This is a genomic window from Rhizobium sp. USDA 4016 (genome assembly GCF_056279705.1).
The window spans coordinates 1,576,302-1,599,930 of sequence record NZ_JBWCCY010000002.1 but is presented as its reverse complement, the minus strand read 5'-3'; the positions used below and the strand labels follow the sequence as shown (position 1 = coordinate 1,599,930).

22 protein-coding genes and 1 pseudogene are annotated in these 23,629 nt (G+C 60.0%); 11 read left to right on the top strand and 12 right to left on the bottom strand.

Annotation, left to right across the window (positions count from 1 at the left end; translation table 11 throughout):
* Positions 1-236: 236 nt before the first annotated feature.
* Positions 237-1,424 carry an acyl-CoA dehydrogenase gene (locus ACZ9DP_RS08745; protein WP_476201267.1) on the bottom strand — a complete coding sequence of 396 codons (1,188 nt, stop codon included), beginning with the start codon at positions 1,422-1,424 and terminating at the stop codon, positions 237-239.
* 161 nt (positions 1,425-1,585) lie between these two features.
* On the opposite strand from ACZ9DP_RS08745, the gene ACZ9DP_RS08740 reads away from it, so the two are divergent.
* Positions 1,586-1,924, top strand: coding sequence for a cupin domain-containing protein (locus tag ACZ9DP_RS08740; protein WP_283073840.1), 339 nt, complete (start codon positions 1,586-1,588; stop codon positions 1,922-1,924).
* Here ACZ9DP_RS08740 and ACZ9DP_RS08735 read toward each other — a convergent pair whose 3' ends face one another.
* Entirely contained in the window at positions 1,925-2,869 is a 945-nt protein-coding gene (locus ACZ9DP_RS08735) for a LysR family transcriptional regulator (protein ID WP_476201265.1), read from the bottom strand.
* 251 nt (positions 2,870-3,120) lie between these two features.
* On the opposite strand from ACZ9DP_RS08735, the gene ACZ9DP_RS08730 reads away from it, so the two are divergent.
* Genes ACZ9DP_RS08730 through mmsB form a run of 7 tightly spaced genes read left to right on the top strand, consistent with a single transcriptional unit; the run spans position 3,121 to position 10,201 of the window.
* Positions 3,121-4,326 (top strand): ABC transporter substrate-binding protein, encoded by a 1,206-nt coding sequence (locus tag ACZ9DP_RS08730; protein ID WP_074071728.1) that lies wholly within the window; start codon positions 3,121-3,123, stop codon positions 4,324-4,326.
* Positions 4,327-4,330: 4 nt separating this feature from the next.
* Positions 4,331-5,113 carry an ABC transporter ATP-binding protein gene (locus tag ACZ9DP_RS08725; protein WP_476201263.1) on the top strand — a complete coding sequence of 261 codons (783 nt, stop codon included), beginning with the start codon at positions 4,331-4,333 and terminating at the stop codon, positions 5,111-5,113.
* Complete coding sequence (locus ACZ9DP_RS08720) at positions 5,113-5,814, top strand: ABC transporter ATP-binding protein (RefSeq protein ID WP_194731278.1); 702 nt, start codon at positions 5,113-5,115, stop codon at positions 5,812-5,814. Before ACZ9DP_RS08725 ends, ACZ9DP_RS08720 begins: the two co-directional genes overlap by 1 nt.
* A gap of 4 nt (positions 5,815-5,818) precedes the next feature.
* Complete coding sequence (locus ACZ9DP_RS08715; RefSeq protein WP_022717889.1) at positions 5,819-6,706, top strand: branched-chain amino acid ABC transporter permease; 888 nt, start codon at positions 5,819-5,821, stop codon at positions 6,704-6,706.
* A gap of 1 nt (position 6,707) precedes the next feature.
* A complete protein-coding gene (locus tag ACZ9DP_RS08710; protein WP_074071731.1) occupies positions 6,708-7,697 on the top strand; it encodes a branched-chain amino acid ABC transporter permease in 990 nt (329 codons plus the stop codon).
* Between the two features lie 17 nt (positions 7,698-7,714).
* Positions 7,715-9,310, top strand: coding sequence for a GMC family oxidoreductase (locus tag ACZ9DP_RS08705; RefSeq protein ID WP_476201261.1), 1,596 nt, complete (start codon positions 7,715-7,717; stop codon positions 9,308-9,310).
* A gap of 9 nt (positions 9,311-9,319) precedes the next feature.
* Entirely contained in the window at positions 9,320-10,201 is an 882-nt protein-coding gene (mmsB, locus tag ACZ9DP_RS08700; protein WP_476201259.1) for a 3-hydroxyisobutyrate dehydrogenase, read from the top strand.
* Here mmsB and ACZ9DP_RS08695 read toward each other — a convergent pair whose 3' ends face one another.
* The 8 genes from ACZ9DP_RS08695 to ACZ9DP_RS08660 all read right to left on the bottom strand — a co-directional run bounded on the left by ACZ9DP_RS08695 (position 10,202) and on the right by ACZ9DP_RS08660 (position 18,235).
* Positions 10,202-10,969, bottom strand: coding sequence for a fumarylacetoacetate hydrolase family protein (locus ACZ9DP_RS08695; RefSeq protein WP_476201257.1), 768 nt, complete (start codon positions 10,967-10,969; stop codon positions 10,202-10,204). It abuts the gene before it with no gap.
* An 82-nt stretch (positions 10,970-11,051) separates the two neighbouring features.
* Positions 11,052-12,434 (bottom strand): FGGY-family carbohydrate kinase, encoded by a 1,383-nt coding sequence (locus tag ACZ9DP_RS08690; protein ID WP_476201256.1) that lies wholly within the window; start codon positions 12,432-12,434, stop codon positions 11,052-11,054.
* Positions 12,431-12,751 (bottom strand): L-rhamnose mutarotase, encoded by a 321-nt coding sequence (gene rhaM / locus ACZ9DP_RS08685; protein ID WP_074071736.1) that lies wholly within the window; start codon positions 12,749-12,751, stop codon positions 12,431-12,433. The genes ACZ9DP_RS08690 and rhaM overlap by 4 nt, the downstream gene beginning before the upstream one ends.
* Entirely contained in the window at positions 12,748-13,758 is a 1,011-nt protein-coding gene (locus ACZ9DP_RS08680; RefSeq protein WP_476201254.1) for an ABC transporter permease, read from the bottom strand. Before ACZ9DP_RS08680 ends, rhaM begins: the two co-directional genes overlap by 4 nt.
* Entirely contained in the window at positions 13,755-14,756 is a 1,002-nt protein-coding gene (locus tag ACZ9DP_RS08675; protein ID WP_476201252.1) for an ABC transporter permease, read from the bottom strand. The genes ACZ9DP_RS08680 and ACZ9DP_RS08675 overlap by 4 nt, the downstream gene beginning before the upstream one ends.
* Positions 14,757-14,765: 9 nt before the next feature.
* Positions 14,766-16,301 carry a sugar ABC transporter ATP-binding protein gene (locus tag ACZ9DP_RS08670; protein ID WP_476201251.1) on the bottom strand — a complete coding sequence of 512 codons (1,536 nt, stop codon included), beginning with the start codon at positions 16,299-16,301 and terminating at the stop codon, positions 14,766-14,768.
* A 74-nt stretch (positions 16,302-16,375) separates the two neighbouring features.
* Entirely contained in the window at positions 16,376-17,371 is a 996-nt protein-coding gene (rhaS, locus tag ACZ9DP_RS08665; protein ID WP_194731270.1) for a rhamnose ABC transporter substrate-binding protein, read from the bottom strand.
* Positions 17,372-17,422: 51 nt separating this feature from the next.
* Entirely contained in the window at positions 17,423-18,235 is an 813-nt protein-coding gene (locus ACZ9DP_RS08660; RefSeq protein ID WP_074071740.1) for a DeoR/GlpR family DNA-binding transcription regulator, read from the bottom strand.
* Positions 18,236-18,432: 197 nt separating this feature from the next.
* On the opposite strand from ACZ9DP_RS08660, the gene ACZ9DP_RS08655 reads away from it, so the two are divergent.
* A complete protein-coding gene (locus ACZ9DP_RS08655; protein WP_476201248.1) occupies positions 18,433-20,529 on the top strand; it encodes a bifunctional rhamnulose-1-phosphate aldolase/short-chain dehydrogenase in 2,097 nt (698 codons plus the stop codon).
* A 4-nt stretch (positions 20,530-20,533) separates the two neighbouring features.
* Here the strand turns inward: ACZ9DP_RS08655 and ACZ9DP_RS08650 are convergent, their stop codons facing one another.
* Positions 20,534-20,692, bottom strand: a complete 159-nt coding sequence (locus ACZ9DP_RS08650; protein WP_074064766.1) for a YqaE/Pmp3 family membrane protein — start codon at positions 20,690-20,692, stop codon at positions 20,534-20,536.
* A 79-nt stretch (positions 20,693-20,771) separates the two neighbouring features.
* Here ACZ9DP_RS08650 and rhaI point away from each other — a divergent pair, with 79 nt between their 5' ends.
* Positions 20,772-22,064, top strand: coding sequence for an L-rhamnose catabolism isomerase (rhaI, locus tag ACZ9DP_RS08645; protein ID WP_194731268.1), 1,293 nt, complete (start codon positions 20,772-20,774; stop codon positions 22,062-22,064).
* Positions 22,065-22,114: 50 nt separating this feature from the next.
* Here rhaI and ACZ9DP_RS08640 read toward each other — a convergent pair whose 3' ends face one another.
* Positions 22,115-22,573 (bottom strand): carboxymuconolactone decarboxylase family protein, encoded by a 459-nt coding sequence (locus tag ACZ9DP_RS08640; protein ID WP_194731267.1) that lies wholly within the window; start codon positions 22,571-22,573, stop codon positions 22,115-22,117.
* A gap of 113 nt (positions 22,574-22,686) precedes the next feature.
* Between ACZ9DP_RS08640 and ACZ9DP_RS08635 the strand changes: the two are divergent.
* A pseudogene (locus ACZ9DP_RS08635) lies at positions 22,687-23,558 on the top strand (sigma-70 family RNA polymerase sigma factor).
* Positions 23,559-23,629 lie beyond the last annotated feature (71 nt).

The following is a 23,629-nucleotide window of genomic DNA, read 5'->3' as shown; positions in this document are numbered from 1 at the left end:
CGCTGTATCGGCGACAGCAGCGTTGCACAATCTCCAAACGGTTGCAATTCACGCCCCATGGCCCATTTGCGAAATGCGGAGAGGAGCTTGGAATGGATAAGGATCTTGCATTTCCGATCGCGATCGGCATCGCCTTAGGGGTAGGGCTCGGTGCCACCTACGGCAACGTTGCGCTCGGCATCGTGGTAGGTTCTTGTTTCGGTTGCCTATACGCTCTGGCGCCGCCGGGCGGGACGCTAGTTCGCGAAGGCCTGAATTCCCGTGATGGCGCGGCCGAGGATGAGGGCGTGGATGTCATGCGTACCCTCGTAGGTATTGACGACCTCAAGATTGACGAGGTGGCGGGCGACGCCGAACTCGTCGGAGATGCCATTGCCGCCGAGCATATCGCGGGCAGTGCGCGCAATGTCGAGTGCCTTGCCGCAGGAGTTGCGTTTGAGGATTGAAGTGAGTTCCACCGGCGGATGGCCCTCTTCCTTCATGCGGCCGAGCCTCAGGCAACCCTGCAGGCCGAGCGTGATCTCGGTCGCCATATCGGCAAGCTTTTTCTGGATCAATTGATTGGCGGCAAGCGGCCGGTTGAACTGCTTGCGATCGAGGGTGTATTGTCGGGCCGTCGCATAGCAGGCTTCGGCCGCACCGAGCGCGCCCCAGGCAATGCCGAAACGGGCGGAATTCAGGCAGGTGAACGGACCCTTCAGACCGGTCACATCGGGCAGCATGTTTTCCTCCGGCACGAAAACGTTGTCGATCACGATCTCACCGGTGATCGAGGCGCGCAGACCCACTTTGCCGTGAATGACTGGCGTCGAAAGGCCCTTCCAGCCCTTTTCCAGAATAAACCCGCGGATCACGCCGTCCTCCGTCTTGGCCCAGACAATGAAGACATCGGCGATCGGCGCATTGGTGATCCAGGTCTTGGACCCGGTCAGGCTATGGCCGCCATCGGCTCTTTTGGCGCGCGTCGCCATCGAGCCCGGATCGGAGCCGTGGTTCGGTTCGGTGAGCCCAAAGCAGCCGATCCATTCGCCGGTTGCAAGTTTAGGCAGATATTTCTGTTTCTGCGCATCCGAGCCGAAGGCCTCGATCGGCACCATGACGAGGGACGATTGCACGCTCATCATTGAGCGGTAGCCGCTATCGACGCGCTCGACTTCGCGGGCAATCAGGCCGTAGGCGACATAACCCAAGCCTGCTCCGCCATATTCCGGCGCGATCGTCGGACCGAGCAGGCCAAGTTCGCCCATTTCGCGGAAGATCGTCGGATCGGTCTTTTCACTGCGGAAGGCATCGAGCACCCGGGGAGCGAGCTTTTCCTGCGCATAGGCTTGTGCCGTGTCCTGCACCATGCGCTCCTCGTCGGTCAGCTGTTCTACCAGCCGGAAGGGATCGGCCCAGTCGAAGGTTTCGCGGGTATGATGCATGACGGCGTCTCCTCACCTTTTTTCAGGCAAGCCTGATCAAGCCCGCCATAAACCCGGGCAGCTTCGGCGTCAATTGGAAGGAATATACGGATGCGCCCTTTTCAAACAGACTTCAATGCTCCAACTTGCCGCCCGATGGGAATCGAAGTGAGGAGGCGAACATGACATCGAGCGCTCTTTTCGTGCATGCCGAAGGCGCTGACTGGATCAGTCCGGAGCCGGGCGTCACGCGCCGGATCATGGTCTACCTGCCCGAGATGATGATGGTTGAGGTCGCCTTCGAAAAAGATGCAATCGGTGCTGCGCATTCGCACCCGCACATCCAGGCGAGCTATATTGCCGAAGGCAGCTTTGCGGTCACCATCGACGGGAAGACCGAAGTGCTGAAAAAAGGCGGCAGCTTCATCGTGCCGCCGGACCTCGTTCACGGCGTCAAGGCATTGGAGAAGGGACGGCTGATCGACACCTTCACACCGCACCGCGCGGAATTCCTGAAATAGTCATCCGGGCTTTCGTCCGGAATGGATTGCGGCTGCAAATGGCGGGATGAAACGTGCGTCTTCGCCTTTCACGGCCTCGCGCAGAAAGTCGATGACGGCGCGCACGCGTGGCGCTTGTCTCATATCCTGATGACAAGTAACCCAGTAGTTGCGGCAGAGGTCCACCTCATCCGGCAGGACGCGCACAAGCTCCGGATAAAGGCTTGCGAAGAAGTAGGGGAGCACGCAAAGCCCCAGGCCGTTTCGCGTCGCCGTCAGTTGCGCAAAGATGCTGGAACTTTGGAACTGCGGCTTGATGCGCGGATGCACGTCGCCGAGATAATCAAGCCCCGGCGCGAAGATCATCTCCTCGATATAGCTGATGAAGGGATGGTTCAGCAGGTCGTCGCGGCAGTTGACCGGCGGGCTCTTGGCAAGATAATCCCGCGAGCCGTAAACCTGCAGATGGTAGTCGGTCAGCTTCTCGGAAAAATACGGTCCGCCCTTCGGTTCGTCCAAGACGACGGTAATGTCCGCCTCCTTGCGCGACAGTGACATAATCTGCTGGATCGTCACAAGCTCAAGCGACAGATGCGGATGGTGTGCTGCGAACTTCGGCAGCACGCTCGCAAAGAAGAAATTCGCAAAACCCTCCGGCGCACTCAACCGCACGACGCCGCGCTGCGTCATCGACCCTGCGGCAAGGTCGGCTCGCAGGCGTTCGGTCTCCTGTTCCATTTTTTCCGCGGTTTCTACGAAACGCGTGCCCATCGCCGTCAGCACATAGCCACGTGCGTTGCGCTCGAAGAGCTTGACCTTCAGGGCAAATTCAAGCCGGTCGATGCGCCGCGAGACAGTGGCATGGCTGCTGCGCAGCTGCCTTGCAGCCGTCGATAGCTGGCCGGTGCGCGCCACGGCTAGAAAAAACTGAAGATCGTCCCAAGTAAATTGCGGAGGATTGCTCATGCAGCGTCGCGCGTCCATCTACGTCTTTGGTCTAATCGCCGATCGCTGCCCAAGAATGGAAAGCGCCCTAAGTGTCGGTTTCAACCTTCTGTTCAAAAACGAACAGATACTGTTTGTAATTAACTTCAAACCACCGGTTGCCTCAAGGCAGATTTTCCTTGATCGTAGGCGAAGCGTCGGCTGGTTTGAGGAGAGCGGCTGGCCAATTTTGAACAGACGCGCGATCTGACCATCTCTGGGAGGAGAGACATATGCGAAAGAATTTCATTGCGTCCGTGGCATTCCTGCTTGCCAGCGGCACCGCCGTACTCGCCGATGGTGCTTCCGACGGCAAGGTGAAGATCGGCATCCTGAACGACCAATCCGGCGTCTATGCCGATTTTGGTGGTAAATCGTCCGTTGAAGCCGCCCAGATGGCGGTCGAAGATTTCGGAGGCAAAGTGCTCGACGCTCCAATCGAGATCGTCGACGCCGACCATCAGAACAAGCCGGACATCGCGTCGAACATTGCCCGGCAGTGGTACGACACCGAGCAGGTCGACGCTATCATGGAACTGACGACCTCGTCGGTTGCGCTTGCTGTCCAGGCAATTGGCAAAGAGAAGAAGAAGATCGACATCGTCACGGGTGCGGCAACGACGGATCTGACGGGCAAGGCCTGTTCGCCCTACGGCTTCCACTGGGCCTATGACACGCATGCCCTTGCTGTCGGCACCGGTGGCGCACTTGTGAAGCAGGGTGGCGACAGCTGGTTCTTCCTGACGGCCGACTACGCCTTTGGCTATTCGCTTGAACAGCAGACGAGTGATTTCGTAAAGGCCAATGGGGGCAATGTCGTCGGCTCCGTCCGGCATCCGCTCGCCAGCCAGGATTTTTCGTCTTTCCTGCTGCAGGCCCAGTCTTCCGGCGCCAAGGTCGTCGGTCTTGCCAATGCAGGCCTCGACACGGCAAACGCAATCAAGCAGGCGGCCGAGTTTGGCATCACGCAGGGTGGCCAGCGTCTTGCGGCGCTGCTCTTCACGCTCGCTGACGTCCATGGCCTCGGTCTCGAAGCCGCTCAAGGCTTGACGCTCACCGAAGGTTATTACTGGAACCGTGACGACGAGAGCCGCGCTTTCGGAAAGAAATTCTTCGATCGCACCGGCAAGATGCCGAACATGATCCACGCCGGGACCTATTCCGCCGTGCTTCAGTACCTGAAGGCAATCCAGAAGGCCGGAACGGACGAAACGGAAGCCGTTGCGAAGCAACTGCATGAAATGCCGGTGGACGACGTTTTTGGCCGCGGTGGAACCGTCGGCCCGAACGGCCGCATGATCCATGACATGTATCTCTTGCAGGTAAAAAAGCCGGACGAGAGCAAGGAGGCCTGGGACTACTTCAACGTTCTCGCCACCATCCCCGGCAAGGACGCCTATATCGATCCCGCCAAGAGCGGCTGCGATCTGGTGAAATAAGCCCATGGCGGTTCCCGCAACAGAGACGAATGCAACGCCGCGGGTGGTACTCTCCGCCCGCGGCCTTCGCCGGGATTTCGGCGGCTTCACGGCCGTCAAGAATGTCGATCTCGACGTACACGATGCAAGCGTCCATGCCCTCATCGGACCGAATGGCGCGGGCAAGACGACGGTTTTCAACCTGCTGACCAAGTTCCTGCAGCCGACGCACGGCACGATCACGCTGATGGGGACGGATATCACCAGGACACCGCCGGACAAGGTGGCGCGCATGGGGCTGGTGCGTTCCTTCCAGATTTCGGCGGTCTTCCCGCACCTGTCGGTCCTCGACAATGTGCGCGTCGCCCTGCAGCGACCCAACAATCTCTCCACCCAGTTCTGGCGGCCGGTGTCTGCGCTCGATCGCCTGAACGACCGCGCCGAACAATTGCTGGCAAGCGTCGGCCTTTCCAAGGAGCGCGACCATATCGCCGCCGATCTTTCCTACGGCCGCAAGCGCGTACTGGAGATCGCCACGACGCTTGCGCTCGATCCGAAGGTTCTGCTTCTCGACGAGCCGATGGCCGGCATGGGGCAGGAGGACGTCAGCGTCGTTTCCGCCATCATCCGCGAGGTTGCCCGCGTCCGGGCGGTACTGATGGTCGAGCACAATCTCTCCGTCGTTGCCAATATCTGCCAGCAGGTGACTGTACTTCAGCGTGGCGAGATCCTCGCAGAGGGCGATTACGCCACCGTCAGCAAGGATCCGCGCGTCCGTGAGGCCTATATGGGCACGGAGGAAGGTTGATGGTTGCCCTGCTGGAAGTTCGGGGCCTCAATGCCTGGTACGGCGAAAGCCATATCCTGCACGGCGTCGACATGCGCGTTGGCGAAGGTGAAACGATTACTATCCTCGGCCGCAACGGCGTCGGCAAGACAACGACGCTTCGCACGATCACCGGCATCGTCCGGGCCCGCAAGGGCAAGATCAGCTTTGACGGAGCGGATATGATGCAGGTGCCGCTGCACAAGACCGCACACAAGGGCATCGGCTTCGTGCCCGAGGAGCGCGGCATCTTTTCGACACTGAGCGTGTCGGAAAACCTGCTCTTGCCGCCGGTCGTTGCCGAAGGCGGCATGAGCCTCGACGAGATCTACGAACTTTTTCCGAACCTCTACGAGCGCCGCGCGAGCGCCGGGACCAAGCTTTCCGGTGGCGAGCAGCAGATGCTGGCGATCGCTCGTGTCTTGCGCACCGGTGTCAAGATGCTCCTGCTCGACGAGCCGACGGAGGGTCTTGCGCCCGTCATCGTCCAACGTATCGGTGAGGTCCTGAGGAAGCTGAAGGAGCGCGGCATGACCATACTCCTCGTCGAACAGAATTTCCGCTTTGCAAGCCGCATTGCAGACCGCTTCTATCTGATGGACCATGGCCAGATGGTGTCCGAGTTCCCGGTCGGCGAATTGCCGCAGCGGATGGATACGCTGCACAGGGTGCTGGGAGTCTGATGCCATGACGATGATATTCGGCATTCCCGTTCAGGCACTACTCGGCCAGTTGCTGATCGGCCTCATCAACGGCTCTTTCTACGCGCTGTTGAGCCTTGGCCTGGCAATCATATTCGGCCTGTTGCGCGTCATCAATTTTGCGCATGGCGCGCAGTACATGCTCGGCGCCTTCGTTGCCTATCTGATGCTCGCCTATGGCGGCATCGGCTACTGGCCCGCGCTTGTTCTTGCCCCGCTTGCAGTCGGCCTTTTCGGCGCCGTCGTGGAACGGCTCTTCTTGCGGCGGCTCTATGATCTCGATCCACTCTACGGATTGCTCTTCACGTTCGGCATGGCGCTCGCGATCGAAGGGACCTTCCGCTATTTGTACGGGTCTTCCGGCCAGCCCTATGCCACGCCGTCAGCCCTTGCCGGTGGTACCAACCTCGGTTTCATGTTCCTGCCGATCTATCGCGGCTGGGTGGTCGTCATGTCGCTGGTGGTCTGCATCGGCACGTGGCTTCTCATCGAGAAGACCAAGCTTGGAGCCTATCTTCGGGCGGCGACGGAAAATGCCGTGCTTGTGCAGGTCTTCGGCGTCAACGTGCCGGTCCTCTTGACGCTGACCTATGCGTTGGGTGCCGGTCTTGCAGCCTTTGCCGGCGTACTGGCTGCACCTATCTACCAGGTCTCGCCGTTGATGGGGTCTAACATCATTATTGTCGTCTTCGCCGTTGTCGTGGTTGGCGGCATGGGTTCGATCATGGGGGCGATCGTCACCGGCTACGTTCTGGGCGTTGCGGAGGGGCTAACCAAGGTTTTCTATCCGGAAGCGTCGAACATCGTGATCTTCGTGATCATGGCGATCGTGCTTCTCGTCAGGCCCGCGGGCCTCTTCGGCCGGGATGCGTAAGATGACGGACATCACCGAAACCATTCGTGCAGAAAAGAGCCGCACCGCACTGTCGGTACAGGCCGGCTTCCTGATCATCGGTCTTTTGCTCCTGCTGCTCGCGCCGTTTTTCTTCTACCCGATCTTCCTCATGAAGCTGCTGTGCTTTGCGCTCTTTGCCTGCGCGTTCAACCTGCTGCTCGGCTATACCGGGCTGCTTTCCTTCGGGCATGCGACCTTCTTTGGCGGGGCGGCCTATTTCACTGCCTACACCGTTAAGGCATGGGGGGTGCCGCCGGAACTCGGCATCCTGATCGGCGTTGCGGGTGCTGCACTCCTCGGCCTCGTCATGGGCTATCTCGCCATTCGCCGTCAGGGCATCTATTTCGCGATGATCACGCTTGCGCTTTCGCAGATGTTTTTCTTCTTCTGCCTGCAGGCGGAATTCACCGAAGGCGAGGACGGCATCCAGTCCGTTCCTAGGGGGTATCTCTTCGGCCTCATCGATTTGAATAATTCGACCAGCATGTACTACTTCGTCCTGGCGGTCTTCGTCATCGGCATGCTTTTGATCTGGCGTTTCATCCATTCGCCCTTCGGCATGATCCTGAAATCGATCCGGGAAAACGAGAACCGAGCGATCTCGCTCGGCTATTCGGTGGCGCGTTACAAGCTCGGCGCCTTCGTGATGTCGGCAGCCCTCGCCGGGCTGGCGGGAGCCTTGAAGTCGCTGGTCTTCCAGTTCGCAACGCTGACGGACGTCGCCTGGCAGATGTCGGGCGAGGTGATCTTGATGACGCTTCTCGGCGGCATCGGTACGCTGATTGGTCCGATCTTCGGGGCGGGGCTTGTCGTGACACTGCAGAACTATCTCGCGACATCGGAATTCCCCGTTACGATCATCACCGGCGTCGTTTTCATGATCTGCGTGCTGATCTTCCGTCGCGGCATCGTCGGAGAATTCTACGCCTCGTGGATCGGCCGGAAACTGGGCTTCGTGTATCGCCGTTGAGCGGCCGGTGACATCAGATGGATCGCTACGACTATATCATCATCGGCGCTGGCAGTGCGGGCTGTGTGCTGGCGAACCGCCTATCCGAAGACCGCAATAACCGCGTGCTACTGCTGGAAGCCGGCGGCAGCGACAACTACCACTGGATACACATACCGGTCGGCTATCTCTACTGCATCAACAATCCGCGCACCGACTGGTGCTATACCACCGCGCCCGAGGAAGGGCTGAACGGTCGGGCTCTGGGCTACCCTCGCGGCAAGGTGCTCGGCGGCTGCTCTTCGATCAACGGCATGATCTACATGCGCGGCCAGGCGCGCGACTACGACCTTTGGCGGCAGATGGGATGCAGCGGCTGGAGCTGGAGCGATATTGTGCCCTTCTTCCGCAGATCGGAGGATCATTACCGCGGCGCGGACGAGATGCATGGTGCCGGTGGCGAATGGCGCGTGGAGAAAGCGCGGGTGCGCTGGGCCGTGCTCGACGCCTTCCAGCAGGCGGCACGGGAAGCCGGCATTCCGATTACGGAGGATTTCAACCGCGGCAGCAACGAAGGCTCCGGCTATTTCGACGTCAACCAGCGCTCCGGTATTCGTTGGAACACTGCAAAGGCCTTCCTCCGGCCGGCTAGGAAGCGCCGCAATCTGACTGTTCTGATGAAGGCGCAGGTGCGGCGCCTTCTGGTGGAGGAGGGTGCCATTTCCGGCGTCGAGTTCCAACACGACGGCGCGGCAAAGCGCGCATATGCGGCCAAAGAGACGGTCCTTTCTGCCGGTTCCATCGGCTCGCCGCATATCCTGGAACTCTCCGGCATCGGTCGCGGCGATGTGCTGAACAATGCCGGCGTCGACGTCGTTACCGAGGTCAAGGGGGTGGGCGAGAACCTGCAGGACCATCTGCAGCTTCGCCTCGCCTATAAGGTCACCGGTGTGCCGACGCTGAACGAGAAGGCGACAAAGTTGATCGGCAAGGCGGCGATCGGGCTCGAATACCTGATCCGCCGTTCCGGGCCGATGGCCATGGCACCGAGCCAGCTTGGCATCTTCACGCGCTCGGGGCCAGACAAGGAAACACCCGACCTGCAGTATCACGTACAGCCGGTCTCGCTCGACAAGTTCGGCGATCCGGTGCACGCCTTTCCGGCAATCACCGCAAGCGTCTGCAATCTCCGGCCGGAAAGCCGCGGCTCCGTGCATCTTGCGAGCCCGGATTTTGCAACGCAGCCGACGATTGCACCGAAATACCTCTCGACGGAGCGTGATCGCGACATAGCTGTTCGATCGATAAGGCTGACACGGCGGATCGTTTCACAGCCGTCCTTTGCGCGCTTTCAGCCGGAGGAGTTCAAGCCCGGTCCTTCCTATCAGACGGAGGCCGATCTGGAGCGGGCGGCGGGCGACATCGGCACGACGATCTTCCATCCGGTCGGAACCTGCCGGATGGGCGCAGACAAAGACAGCGTCGTTGATCCGCGGCTGAAGCTGCGCGCGCTCGCCAAGCTCAGGATCGCGGATGCCTCCATTATGCCGTCGATCACGTCAGGCAATACGAATTCGCCAACGATCATGATCGCCGAAAAGGCGGCCGCGATGATCCTCGAAGATAACAGATAGGAGGCCATGATGACACGGATCGCATTTATCGGGCTTGGCAACATGGGCGGGCCGATGGCGGCCAATCTCGTCAAGGCCGGGCATGAGGTGACGGGCTTCGATCTCGCCGCGCCGGTTCTCAAGGCGGCAGAGGAAACCGGCGTGAAACCTGCGAGCCACGTGAGCCAGGCGGTGGCCGGTGCCGAGACCGTCGTCACGATGCTACCGCAAGGTAAACACGTGCTGACGGCCTGGCCGGACATTCTCGCTTCCATTCCCGCCGGAACGCTGGTGATCGACTGCTCGACCATCGACGTCGAAAGCGCGCGCAAGGCCCATGCGATGGCCAAGGCAGCAGGTTGCCTTTCGCTCGACGCCCCCGTCTCCGGCGGAACGGGCGGGGCTGCGGCGGGAACGCTGACTTTCATGGCGGGTGGTTCGCAAGAGAGTTTCGCCAAGGCCAAGCCGATCCTTGAAGCCATGGGCAAGAAGATCGTTCACTGTGGCGAAGCGGGCGCTGGGCAGGCGGCCAAGATCTGCAACAATATGATCCTCGGGATTTCGATGATCGGCGTCTGCGAGGCTTTCGTGCTGGCTGAAAAACTCGGCCTTTCACACCAAGCGCTTTTTGATGTTGCATCCACATCGTCCGGCCAGTGCTGGTCCATCAATACCTATTGCCCGGTGCCGGGACCGGTTCCGACCTCGCCGGCGAACAATGCCTATAAGCCGGGCTTTGCCGCTGCCTTGATGCTGAAGGATCTGCGCCTTTCGCAGGAGGCGGCACTTTTGAGCGGCGCATCGACTCCGCTTGGTGCCGAAGCCGCGCAGCTTTACGCGCTCTTCGAAAATCAGGGCAATGGCGGAAGGGACTTCTCCGCCATCATCGAGATGTTTCGCAGCAATGTCTGATTATTTCGCGACGAGCGAAAGATGAAGCTTGCTGGTCTCGCCGAGAAGGATGTCGATCTCGCCCGGCGAACTAAGTTCGATCGCGCCACAGAGGGTACCCGTCGTAATCAGCGCGCCTGCTTTCAGCGAGCTTTCCGGCCGCAACCTGTCATTGGCGTAGCCGACAAGCCAGGTGAGCACGTCTCCCTTCGGATGGTGCGCCGGGGCATCGTAGACCGGCTGGCCATTGAAGGTGACTTTCAGCGGCGTTCCGGTCGCTGTGTCGATTAGTGTTTTCGGCACGGGCGGACCAAGCACATAGCCGCTATTGCCGAGGCGATCGGCAAGGAAAAGCAAAAAGGAAGCCCTGCCGCTTTCCTGAATGGCGGAAACCAGGAGCTCTGCGCCGAGATGGACGGTCGTGACTGCATCGGCGACTTCGGCCCGGCTGTAGCCGCTATCGCGGATCGGCAGATCCGTGCCGAGCCGAATGGCAATCTCCGCTTCAAATTTCATGCCCTCCGCCCAGGGAATTTCGGCGCCGGAAAGGGCTTCGATATAGGGATGAAGCGGCGCAGCCACAGCCTGGTCATCCGGCGAGGTCGCCACTTTCCACGCATTGCTGGTAATGCCTTGCTCGGCGGCAAGGAAATTCTGCGCGTCCATGGCGTGGCGGAGGTCGGTCGGAAGTGCGAAATCGGCAGTCGGCACCTGCTTGCCCGCGTTGTGGAGGCTGCCAAGCCGCGCGGCAAGGGCACGCGGATCGAAGACCGCGTTTGAATCCGTCATGATATTTCCTCCGCTTGATTTTGAACGACCCGACATTAGCTGCCGGCATAAGATGAGGTAAAGAGCACGGATGGAAAGACCGTTATTCCATCGCTGCGTGCCAGGCGCAGCGATAGTCTTTGAGACCGGTGATCGCGGCCGGCGTGAAACGTCTTTCCGGACCGGGCGCGGGTCTGATACCGGTAAGCAGTGCGGCGCCCTGGCTGGTGCCGGTCGAGCCGGGCAGCGCGATCACGTCCCGTTCCATCAATGCCGCGAGAACCTTGAGATACGTCTCGTTCAGCGCGAACGGCCCTTCGACGATGACAGGCCCATTGGCGCCGATCAGGGCGAGGCAGGCCTCGGTCATCAAAGCGAGGTAGAGGCACATGGCGGCGTAGCGTTGCGCAGGGCTTGCGCCATCGGCATTCAGCCAGTGCCTTTTGCGGTCGGGAAAGGGGCCGGAGCCGGGGGCCACGTTCGGCAGCAGCATTAGGTTTCCTGCAACGACCGGGCCGAGAGCTGCCGCAACGTCTTTAAGCGGAACATTGCCGATTTCTGCGGAAAGAATTTCGAACTCGCGGCCGCCCATGAAGCGGGAGGACGGCACCGCCCGGCCATAGGCATCGACATTGGCGAGCGCATCGCGCTTCGGGTCGAGATGGGTGAGATCGCCGCCGACGCCGAAATTTACAACCCATGTGCCGGTCGAGACAACCGTAAAGGGCGCCCTCTGCGCAACGAGATGCGGCAGCAGCGAGGCGTTGGAATCATGGATGCCGCAATAGACCGGGATCTCTGTGGCCAGGCCGATCTCGGTGGCTATGTCCGGCAGGACGGGGCCGAGTGCGTCGAAAGCCGAGCGGATCGGCGCCATGAGATTGCGAATGCCGAGCCGATCGACAAGCGAGGAATATTCGCCTGTTTTTGGGTTCCAGAGATCTGTATGGCAGCCGAGCGAGGTCAGTTCGTTAGCTGTAACGCCCGTCAGCCGTGCCGCCCAATATTGCGGATAGGTGACGATCGTTGCCACCTTCGCGAATTCCTCCGTAAAGGCCGTCTTCTGATAATGAAGCTGGGCGCCGACATTCAGCCCCATCGACTGGCGCGGTGAATAAGTCTCCTCGAAGGGAGGGCGCAGCGCCGTATAGGCGTCTCGGATCTCTTGCGGATATTCATGTTCGTAATCGAGAATCGGCATCGCAAGCTTGCCGTCTGCGCTGAGCAGTGCTGCTGACGCGCCATGGGTCGTGATCGAAATCGCATCGAAACCCGGCTTTGCCGCGAAAGACTTCAGCGCATCGACCGCAAAAATCCAAAGGCTCTCGATATCATAGCGCGGATAGATGCCGGACCGGATGACTGTGTTCGCCGTCTTTGCGGCTGCGATTTCCGTGCCGGTTTGGCTGTCGAGCACGACAACTTTTGCATTCGTCTTGCCGATATCGAGAACGGCGATACGGCGGTAACCGGGCGGTTTGCTCATGGCATGTGGAAGACGGTGACGAGGTCGCTCTGGAGGGGTGAATTGTCCGGATTTGTTTCCATGATGTCGGCCATATGACTCCACCACCTTTTCATGAGGGGATGTTCCGGCAGGCTCGCCATCGTGTGATCTTTTGGCCGCGTCAGCACGCCGAAGAGCGTGTTCGTCTCGCGGTCGAGATGGATCGAATAGTCGCTCGCGCCGGATTTGTGCAGCAGCTCGACGAGCTCCGGCCAGATCTCGTCGTGCCGCTTCCTGTATTCGGCTTCCATGCCCGGATTGAGCTTCATCTTGAAGGCGTGTTTTTCAACGGTCATTTGGAACTCATGGCTTTGATACGTCGGGCGATAATCGGAATTGCGATGGTGATGATAAGCAGCAGGCCAATAAAGATCGACATGACGATGCCAGGAACGTTGAGCAAGCCGAGGCCGAAGGTAACGAGACCCATGACGAAGGCCGCGATGACGACGCCGCCGATCGTGCCCGAGCCGCCAAGGATCGAGACGCCGCCGAGCACGACCATGGTGACGACTTCGAGCTCCCAGCCCTGCGCAATCGAGGGACGGGTGGAGCCAAGGCGCGAGGTGAGGCACACCGCTGCAATGCCGCTCATGACACCAGTCAGCATGAAGAGGATGAATTTCACGCGTTCGACCGGAATCCCGGAGAAGCGGGCGGCAAAATCGTTATTGCCGATCGTATAGACCTGGCGGCCAAAGTTCGTGGCGTGCAGCAGGATGGCGAAGAGGATCGCCAGCACGAAGAACAGCACGAATTCGAAGGAAAAGACCCAGACGACATAGCCCTGGCCGAAGTAGGCGAAATCGGCGGGATATTTGCCGTAAGCCTGGTCCCCCAGCACGATATAGGAGATGCCGCGGAAGAGGCTCATCGTGCCGATGGTGACGACGATCGACGGCAGTTTCAGCATGGAGACGAGGACGCCGTTGAAAACCCCGCAAACCAACCCCGTGCCGATGCCGATCAGCACGAGGCCCGGTGTCGCGATGCCGGCCTGTGCGGCCGCCCCCATGGCCGTCGATGCAAGTGCGATGATGGCTGCAACCGAAAGATCGATCTCGCCTGCGATCACAAGCAGCGCCATGGCAAAGGCGATCATCGCCTTTTCGGTGAAATTGAAGGTTGCGTCCGAGAGGTTCCATGCATTCAGGAAGTAGGGCGATGCCATGGAATTGAAGACGAAGATCAAGATGGCAACGCCGAAAAGCAGCACTTCCCAGCTGGCCATGATGCGGCGGAACGGTGTGCCGAGACGATCGGGAATGACGCGCTTTTCGGTTGGGGCGGAAAAGGTGCTCATGGGACGACCTCGGCTGGAGTTTCTACAGCTGCCTTGTCGCGCAGGATGATACGGCCGCGACTGCGCTCGCGCCGGGCATTGAAGACGACGGCAAGGATGATGACGGTGCCTGAGATCGCCATCTGTGTGAAGGGCGAGATGCCGATGACGGGAAGCGCATTCTTGATGACGCCGAGGAAGAGTGCGCCGAGCACCGTGCCGATGACTGACCCGACACCGCCGGCGATCGAGATGCCGCCGATGACGCAGGCGGCGACGCTGTCGAGCTCGAAGCCGCTGGCGATATCGACATAGGCGACCGCGTAACGCGAGACCCACAGGTAGCTTGCAAGGCCGGCGAGCGCACCGGACAGCACGAAGGCCAGGAATTTCGTCCAACCGGTATCGATTCCCGCATAGACGGCCGCCATCGGGTTGCCGCCAGTCGCATAGGCCGATCTGCCAAACTGGGTATATTTCAGCAGAATATACATCAAGAGCACGATTGCGATCCCGACCCAGCTCAGAACCGGCAGGCCGAGGATCGGCGTGCGGGGCACGGAAAGGAAGGTCGGTGTCATCTGATGGGCGTTCACCCAGGCACCGCCAGAGAGCACGAAGGCCATGCCGCGATAGATGGTCAGCGTACCGAGCGTGACGACGATCGGGGGGATTTCAAGGGCCCAGACAAGAAAGCCGTTGATCGCACCGAGGCAGGCGCCGATCGCAATCGCTGCAATGATCAGGACGACCAGCGGCAGATCGGGAAAGGCGGCATTCATCATCGCGATTGCCATGCCGGTGAAGGCGAGATTGGCGGCGACCGAAAGGTCAATCGACTTCGTTAGGATAACGGTCATCTGCGCGAGCGCCAGGATGATGAGGATCGAGGTATCGTTGAAGATGCCGGCGAGGTTTGAGGGCGTCGCAAAATCTGCAGCGCGCGCCGAAAAGACCGCGATCATCAAGACGATGATGAGGAAAAGCAGGGTTTCGCGCTTTCTGATCAGTCGTTCCATTCCATCACCTCATGCATTTCCGGTCGCAGCGCGCACCAGTGTCTCTGGCGAAAGCTCCGCGCGCTCAAACAGACCGGCCGACAACCCTTCCTTCATCACCAGGACACGGTCCGACATGCCGATGATTTCCGGCAGTTCAGAGGAGATCATGATGATCGAGAGCCCTTCGGCGGCAAGCTCGCTGATGAAGCCGTGGACCGCGGCCTTGGAACCGATATCGATACCCTTGGTCGGCTCGTCGAGGATGATGACCTTGGGCTGCGTCGCCAGCCATTTTCCGATGACGACTTTCTGCTGGTTGCCGCCAGACAGCGTGCCGACGGGGACGGACAGTGCGGCTGCGCGAAGGTCCAGCCGCTCGGCGTATCTACGGGCGAGCGCAAATTCGTTGGCGGCCTTCAGGAAGCCCTTGCGCGAAGTGCGCGTCAGTGAAGGCAGCGTCATGTTCTGATAGATCGGCATCGGCAGCGCCAGGCCGTGGCGGCCGCGCTCTTCCGGCACATAGACGATGCCGGCACGGATGGCGTCGAGCGGCGATGCCATCGAAATCTTCTTGCCGTCGAGCATCAGCCTGCCGGAGAGCGGCTTGGTGATGCCGAAAAGCGACTGGCAGAGTTCCGAGCGCCCAGCGCCGATCAGGCCATAGACGCCGAGGATTTCACCCTTGCGAAGCGTGAAGGAAATATCGCGGAATTCCGTTCGGTGACAGTAATCCTGGACTTCGAGAACGGGGCCGCCGATCTCTACCGGGAACTTCGGAAACACGTTCTCGACATCGCGGCCGACCATGAGCTTCACGATCGCGTCCTGCGGCGTTTCCTTCAGCCTGCCGTTTCCGACGGCGCGGCCGTCGCGGAAGACGACAAAGTTGTCGGCGATCTCGTAAAGTTCGTCGAACTTGTGGCTTATGAAAAGGATCGCCTTGCCCTTTTCCTTCAGACCCTGAACGATGCGGAAGAGATCGTCGATCTCCTTGCGCGAAAGGGCAGCTGTCGGCTCATCCATGATGACGATGCGGGCCTCGATCGAAAGCGCGCGGGCAATTGCCACCAGATGACGCTGTGCGATCGAGAGGTCCTTCAGCCGGATTGTCGGATCGATGCTGCTTTCGAGTGAAGTCAACAGCCCTTTCGAACGGCTGTTCATCGTCTTCCAGTCGATGGTGCGTAATTTTGTACGTGGCGCATGGCCGAGGAAGATGTTTTCGGCAACTGTCAATTCGTCGAAGAGGACGGTTTCCTGATGGATGGCCGTGACGCCCGCATCGATTGCGGCCTGCGCGCTGGCGAAGGTGACGGGCTGGCCGTCGACGATGATTTCGCCTTCGTTCGGCCTGTAGATGCCGGTCAGGATCTTAACGAGAGTGGATTTGCCTGCGCCGTTTTCGCCGATCAGCGCGGTCACCTTGCCGGGATAGAGTGCGATGCTGACCTTATCGAGCGCCTTTACGCCGGGAAAGATCTGCGAAATGCCCTGCATTTCGAGGATGGCGGGCGCATCTGCGGTCGTGCGGTCCGTGACGGGTTGTTGAAGGGCAGTGTTCATCAGCGCTTTACCGGTGTCGAATGAGAAATCCCGGCGGCCCCAAAGCCGCCGGGCTTTATGCATGACAGTTCAGATCAGAAGACCTTGGAGAACTGGTCAATGTTCGAGGCGTTGTAAACGAACGGATCTGCCATTGCGGCCTCGCCATTTTCGCCAACCTTGATCTTGCCCATGCGGCCGGCTTCGATTTCGCTGCCTGGCTTGCCGTCCGAGTCACCCTTGACGAGGCGATAGGCGATCTGCGTGGCCGAATAGCCGAGGTCGATCGGGTTCCAGATGGCGAATTCTTTCGTCGCGCCTGACTTGATCGCACCGGCCATTTCGGACGGCAGGCCGAGACCCGTGACATAGACCTTGCCGACAAGGCCCTTGTCCTCGACGACCTTGGAGGCAGCCAGGACGCCGACCGTCGTCGGAGCGACGATGACCTTGACGTTCGGGTTGGACTTCAAGAGACCTTCCGCTTCACGATAGGATTTGTCCGAAAGGTCGTCGCCGTAGACGGTGGTGACGAGGTTGAGGCCCGGGAAGTCCTTGAGCTGCTTCTTCATCTCCCCGATCCAGATGTTCTGGTTCGTCGCGGTCGAAGTAGCGGAGAGGATTGCGAAGTCACCCTTGCCGCCTTCGAGGTGATCCTTGGCGAGCGTCAAGCACATCTTGCCGATCAACTCGTTGGACGATGGATTGAGTTGCAGGATGCGACCTTCAGGCGCAACACCGGAATCCCAGGAGACGACCTTGATGCCGCGCTGGGCCGCCTTCTTCAGGGCTGGGACGACGGCATCCGGGTCGTTCGCGGAGATCGCGATGGCATCAACACCCTGCGCGATCAGCGAGTTGATGACTTCGATCTGGCCTTCTGCCGTCGGCGCCGTCGGGCCGGTATAGATCACTTCGACGCCGCCGAGCTCCTTGGCGGCTTCCTGGGCGCCCTTGTTGGCCGCGTCGAAGAAGCCGTTGCCGAGTGACTTGACGACGAGGCCGATCTTCATGTCGGCAGCACTGGCCGTGCCTGCCATCATGGCGACGGCGAGTGCGACGCCCACCGCGAGTTTCTTTGCCAGTTTCATGCTTTCATCCTCCCACGTTGATTGAGACTAACTACACCTGGCCGGCGCTTCTCAGGCGACCGACGAGGAATCCTCCTTCACCGATTGCAGGCCAGCGCTCGCGACGACGAGCTTGATGCCTGCATCCTCGATCATCCTGGCGGAATCTTCCTGGATGCCGTCGTCGGTGATGATCGTCGAAACACGGTCGAGCGGGCACAGAATGAGGCTCGACCGACGGCGGAATTTGCTGGAATCGACCATCACGACGAGTTCGTCGGCCTGATGCATCAGCTTCTGTTCGCTTTGAATGATCTGCGCGTCGGCTTCCATGATGCCGAGCGGGCCGACGCCCTGGGCCCCGATGAAAAAGCGGCGTGCATAGAAATTGCGGATGGCGTCATTGTCGAACGGCGACAGAATGAGGCTCTGTTCACGGTAGATCACACCGCCCGGCACCGTCACCGTATTCTTGGAATGTTTTACCAGATGTTCGGCGATCGCGAACGAATTGGTCATGACCTGCATGCGGTGCGCCGACATGAAGTGTACCATCTGAAACGTCGTCGTGCCGCCATTGATGATGATCGCATCGCCCGGGTCGCACAGATCAACGGCGGCGCGCGCAATTGCGCGCTTTTTATCGATATTGACCGATTCTGAAACTCTAAAAGGACGTCCCGCAAGATTGCCGAGCTGCGGCGGATGGACGGCTTCTGCGCCGCCGCGCACGCGCCGGATCTTGCCCTGCACATGGAGAGCCGCGATGTCACGCCGGATCGTGGCCTCTGACGCTTCGGTCAGCTCAGCAATATCCTGAATCGTGACGACCGACTTTTCCTGGACAGCGCTCAGGATGATGCGATGGCGTTCGCGTTCGTGCATTTGGCTCCTCCCCTGTCCGTATTTATTTCGTATCCGTTAAAAGCTGTCAATCAAAAACGATCAAAAATTTTCATACTGCGCTGCACAATAATTGTTTTTGATCGTTTTCGATTGACAATATGCATTTTGATGAGCGATACCGTCACCGGATACAGCGTGGCTTTCGTCTGCGCATAAGGCACACAAGGGAGGATGACATGGCGGCCACCGTCCGGCTTCTTGAGAACCGTTGGGATGATTCTTACGCAGCAGGGCTCGACGAACCCGGCAAGCTGCTTTACCGCTCGAACCTCCTTGGCGCTGACAAGCGCATCACCAATTACGGCGGCGGCAATACTTCGGCAAAGGTGATGGAAACGGATCCATTGACCGGCGAGAAGGTCAAGGTTCTCTGGGTCAAGGGATCTGGCGGCGATGTCGGGACCATTAAGCTCGACGGCTTTGCGACGCTCTATCAGGACAAGCTTGATTCGCTTAAGGGTATCTATAGGGGCGTCGAAGACGAAGATCGCATGGTCGGCTTTTTGCCGCATTGCACCTTCAACCTGAATTCCCGCGCCGCCTCGATCGACACGCCGCTGCATGGATTTGTGCCCTTCACGCATGTCGACCACATGCATCCGGACGCCATCATCGCGATCGCTGCAGCCAAGAATTCCAGGGAACTGACGAAACAGGTCTTTGGCGACGAGATCGGCTGGCTGCCCTGGCGCCGCCCTGGCTTCCAGCTCGGTCTCGATCTTGAAGCGTTCGTCAAGGCGAACCCGGATGCCAAGGGTGTCGTCCTCGAAAGCCACGGCCTTTTCACCTGGGCGAACGACGCCAGGGCCTGCTACGAGCTGACGCTCGCCATTATCAACAAGGCAATCGAATGGTTCGCCCAGCAGACTGAAGGCAAGACGATCTTCGGCGGCCAGGCGACCCAAAGCCTGCCGGTGGCTGAACGCCGGGCCATCGCTGCCCGCCTTATGCCGGAAATCCGCGGGCGGATCGGCAAGCAGGAGCGCAAGCTTGGCCATTTCGATGATCAGGATGGCGTGCTCGAATTCGTCAACTCGAAGAATCTCCGCACCCTCGGCGCGCTCGGTACCAGCTGCCCGGACCACTTCCTGCGTACCAAGATCCGCCCACTGATCCTCGACTTCGACCCGGCAAAACCGGACGTAGGTCCGATCGTTGCCGGTCTCGATAAGGCGCTGGAAGACTATCGTGTCGATTACGCGCGCTATTACAATGACTGCAAACACGGCAATTCACCGGCGATGCGAGATGCCAATCCGGTCATTTTCCTCATTCCCGGCGTCGGCATGCTGTCCTTTGCCCGCGACAAGGCAACGGCCCGCATCGCCAGCGAATTTTACGTCAACGCCATCAACGTGATGCGCGGTGCGTCGACGGTCTCCGAATATCAGGGTCTGCCTGAACAGGAAGCCTTCGATATTGAATACTGGCTCTTGGAAGAGGCAAAGCTGCAGCGCATGCCGAAGCCAAAGAGCCTTGCCGGCAAGGTGGCCTTTGTCACCGGCGGAGCCGGCGGCATCGGCCGTGCGACGGCGGCCCGTCTGGTAGGAGAGGGCGCCTGCGTGGTGCTTGCCGATATCGATCAGTCGGCACTGGCGGCGACGGAAGCCGATTTCGTGAAGAAGTACGGTGCCGATGCGGTGCGTAGCGTGAAGCTCGACGTCACCAAGGAAGATGCCGTGGTCTCGTCCTTTGCCGAATCCTGCGTCGAGTTCGGCGGCATCGACATCCTCGTTTCGAACGCCGGTATTGCGTCTTCAGCACCCATCGAAACCACCGAACTTTCGATGTGGAATAAGAATATCGATATTCTGACAACCGGCTATTTCCTGGTTTCGCGCGAAGCCTTCCGCCTGTTCCGCCGTCAGAACCTCGGCGGCAACGTGGTCTTCGTCGCCTCCAAGAACGGCCTTGCCTCCTCGCCGAATGCGGCTGCTTATTGCACGGCTAAGGCCGCCGAGATCCATTTGGCCCGTTGCCTGGCGTTGGAGGGGGCAGAAGCAGGCATTCGGGTGAACACCGTGAACCCGGATGCGGTGCTGCGCGGCTCGAAGATCTGGAACGGGGAGTGGCGCGAACAGCGTGCGGCTTCTTCGAAGATTGAAGTAGACGACCTGGAGGAACACTACCGCAAGCGCTCGATGCTGAAGCTCAACGTCTTTCCCGAAGATATCGCCGAGGCGATCTATTTCCTCGCGTCGGATCTTTCGGCGAAATCCACCGGCAACATCATCAACGTGGATGCCGGCAACGCGCAGAGCTTCCCGCGCTAGGGATCTACTTCCGGAGTATCACCCAAATGGCATGGATGATCCCCGGCAGGTAGCCGCAAAGCGTCAGTAGGATATTGAGCCAGAAATGCAGGCCGAGCCCGACCTGCAGGAAGACACCGAGTGGCGGCAGGATGATCGCGAGAAGGATGCGGATGACGTCCACTAGCGCCTCTTTGGTGGGTGAGGAATAAAGCAATAGAACGCAGAACAGGGCCTATGGTTCGTGTTTCAGGGAGGATTTGATGGCCGAGTTTAAGATTGCGCAGCATCTGATTGCCGAGGAAAATGCCAAGCGGGCGGCGGCTCTCAAGGCCGATTACGACGCGCTCGGCGCAAATCTTGGACGCCGCGGCGTTGATATCGACGCCATTACGACAAAGGTCGCAGCATTTTTCGTGGCTGTTCCTTCTTGGGGCGTCGGAACGGGTGGCACGCGCTTTGCCCGCTTTCCCGGCACCGGCGAACCGCGTGGCATCTTTGACAAGCTGGACGACTGCGCCGTCATTCATCAGCTGACGCAAGCAACGCCGACCGTTTCGCTCCACATCCCCTGGGATAAGGCAGATGCCGGCGAATTGAGGGCAAAAGGCGATGCGCTCGGTCTTAGCTTCGATGCAATGAATTCCAACACGTTCTCGGACGCGCCAGGTCAGAAGCGCTCTTATAAATATGGCTCGCTCAGCCATACGGACGCCGCGACGCGACAACAGGCCATCGAGCACAATCTGGAATGCATCGAGATCGGCAAGGCACTCGGCTCAAAGGCGCTGACGGTCTGGATCGGCGACGGCTCGAATTTCCCCGGCCAGAGCAATTTTACCAAGGCCTTCGAGCGCTATCTTGTGGCGATGGCGGAGATCTACAAGGGGCTGCCCGACGACTGGCGGCTGTTTTCCGAGCACAAGATGTACGAGCCGGCCTTCTATTCGACCATCGTGCAGGATTGGGGCACGAACTATCTGATCGCCCACACACTCGGGCCGAAAGCCCAGTGCCTCGTCGATCTCGGTCATCATGCCCCGAACACCAACATCGAGATGATCGTCGCCAGGCTGATTCAGTTTGGCAAGCTTGGTGGTTTCCACTTCAATGATTCGAAATATGGTGACGATGACCTCGATGCCGGTGCAATCGAGCCTTACCGTCTGTTCCTCGTCTTCAATGAGCTGGTCGATGCCGAGTATCGTGGGGTGAAGGGCTTCCATCCGGCTCACATGATCGATCAGTCGCATAATGTCACTGACCCGATCGAAAGCCTAATCAATAGCGCCAACGAAATCCGCCGCGCCTATGCGCAGGCGCTGATCGTCGATCGCGAGGCGCTGTCCGGCCATCAGAATGAAAATGATGCGCTGATGGCGACGGAAACGCTGAAGCGCGCGTATCGCACCGACGTCGAGCCGATCCTCGCCGAAGCGCGTCGGCGCGCCGGCGGCGCCATTGATCCGGTCGCGGCTTATCGCGCCAGCGGCTACAGGAGAAAGGTTTCCGCCGAACGTCCGGCCTCCATGGCTGGCGGCGGCGGTATCATCTAGGCCTCCCAAGGCGCCCTGGCCGCCGCCTCAACAGCGGCGGCAGGGGAACCTCAAGGCTTCCATTCGCCGGCGATCTGGCGCGTCGCGACGTTCAGCCGGTTCCAGACATTAATGTTGGCGATGGCGATGACGAGGGCCGCAAGGCTCTTGGTGTCGTAATGGCGTGCCGCCTCGTCCCAGATTTCGTCCGGCACCGGATCGGCGCGGTCGCTGACGCGGCTGACGGCTTCGGTCAGCGCCAGGGCCGCGCGTTCTGCCGGGCTGAAATAAGGCGTCTCACGCCAGGCGGAAACGGCAAAGAGGCGCTCGTCGGTCTCTCCGAGCCTGCGGGCAATGCGGGGATGACCGTCGACGCAGACGCCGCAGCCGTTGATCTGGCTGGCGCGCAGGTTGACGAGCTCGAGCAGCTTTGGCGAAAGGCCGCACTTTTGGGGAATATTCCCGAAAGCGAGCAGCGCCTGCATGGCTTCAGGGATGACGACGGCCGGATTTCCCATTCTCGATTGCATGTTATGTCTCCTTGCTATGTTTCAGCGAATGACGCCACCGGCCGCTTGTCTGTCACATCGGCCGGAATTCGTTCGTCATGGTGGTGACGTAACGCGATGAAGGAATGTGACCGATGGACGAGAAAAAATTTCTGGCGGACGAATTCGAGGCCAACCGCGCGCATCTGAAGACTGTCGCCTACCGCATGCTCGGCTCGCGTGCGGAGGCGGAGGATGCGGTGCAGGAGGCATGGCTCAGGCTCGGCCGCTCGGACACAAGCGAGGTCGGCAATCTCGGCGGTTGGCTGACGACGGTCGTGGCGCGCATCTGCCTCGATATGCTGCGCTCCAGGAAATCCCGGCGCGAAGAACCGCTCGATCCGCCGGTGCATGAAAAGATCGCCGATACCGCGAAGTCCGCCGACCCGAGCGGGAGATCGTGCTGGCGGATTCCGTCGGCGTCGCGCTGCTGGTCGTGCTGGAACAGCTTGCGCCGGCAGAGCGTGTCGCCTTTGTCCTGCATGACATGTTCGATCTGCCCTTTGACGAGATTGCGCCCGTGATCGGCCGCACACCGGAAGCAACCCGCCAGCTCGCAAGCCGCGCCCGCCGCCGCGTGCAGGGGACGACCACGGCGCCCGAGGCCGGCATCGAGCATAAGAAAGAGGTCGTCCGGGCATTCCTCGCCGCCTCGCGCGACGGTAACTTCCAGGCGTTGCTTGCTGTTCTTCATCCCGATGTTGTCTTCGCGCCTGATGCGACGGCGGCTCGTTTCGGCCATGCCGGCGCACTGCACGGCGCGCAAGCGGTTGCAACGACATTCAACGGGAGGGCGCGGGGCGCGCTGCCGGCTTTCGTAGACGGCGGCTTCGGTTTCATCGTTCGCATCCAGGATCAACTGCGCATCGTCGTCAAAATCGGTTTCGATGGCGAGAAGATCGCCACGATCGAGGCGATCGCCGATCCCGATCATATTGAGCGGATCGAATACCGCCTGTTCGACTGATAGGTCCAGCGCGGCTTACGAAGGCGCGCGCAGCAGCAGCCCTAGCGCGCGCCTCATTTCTGCGGACAGGT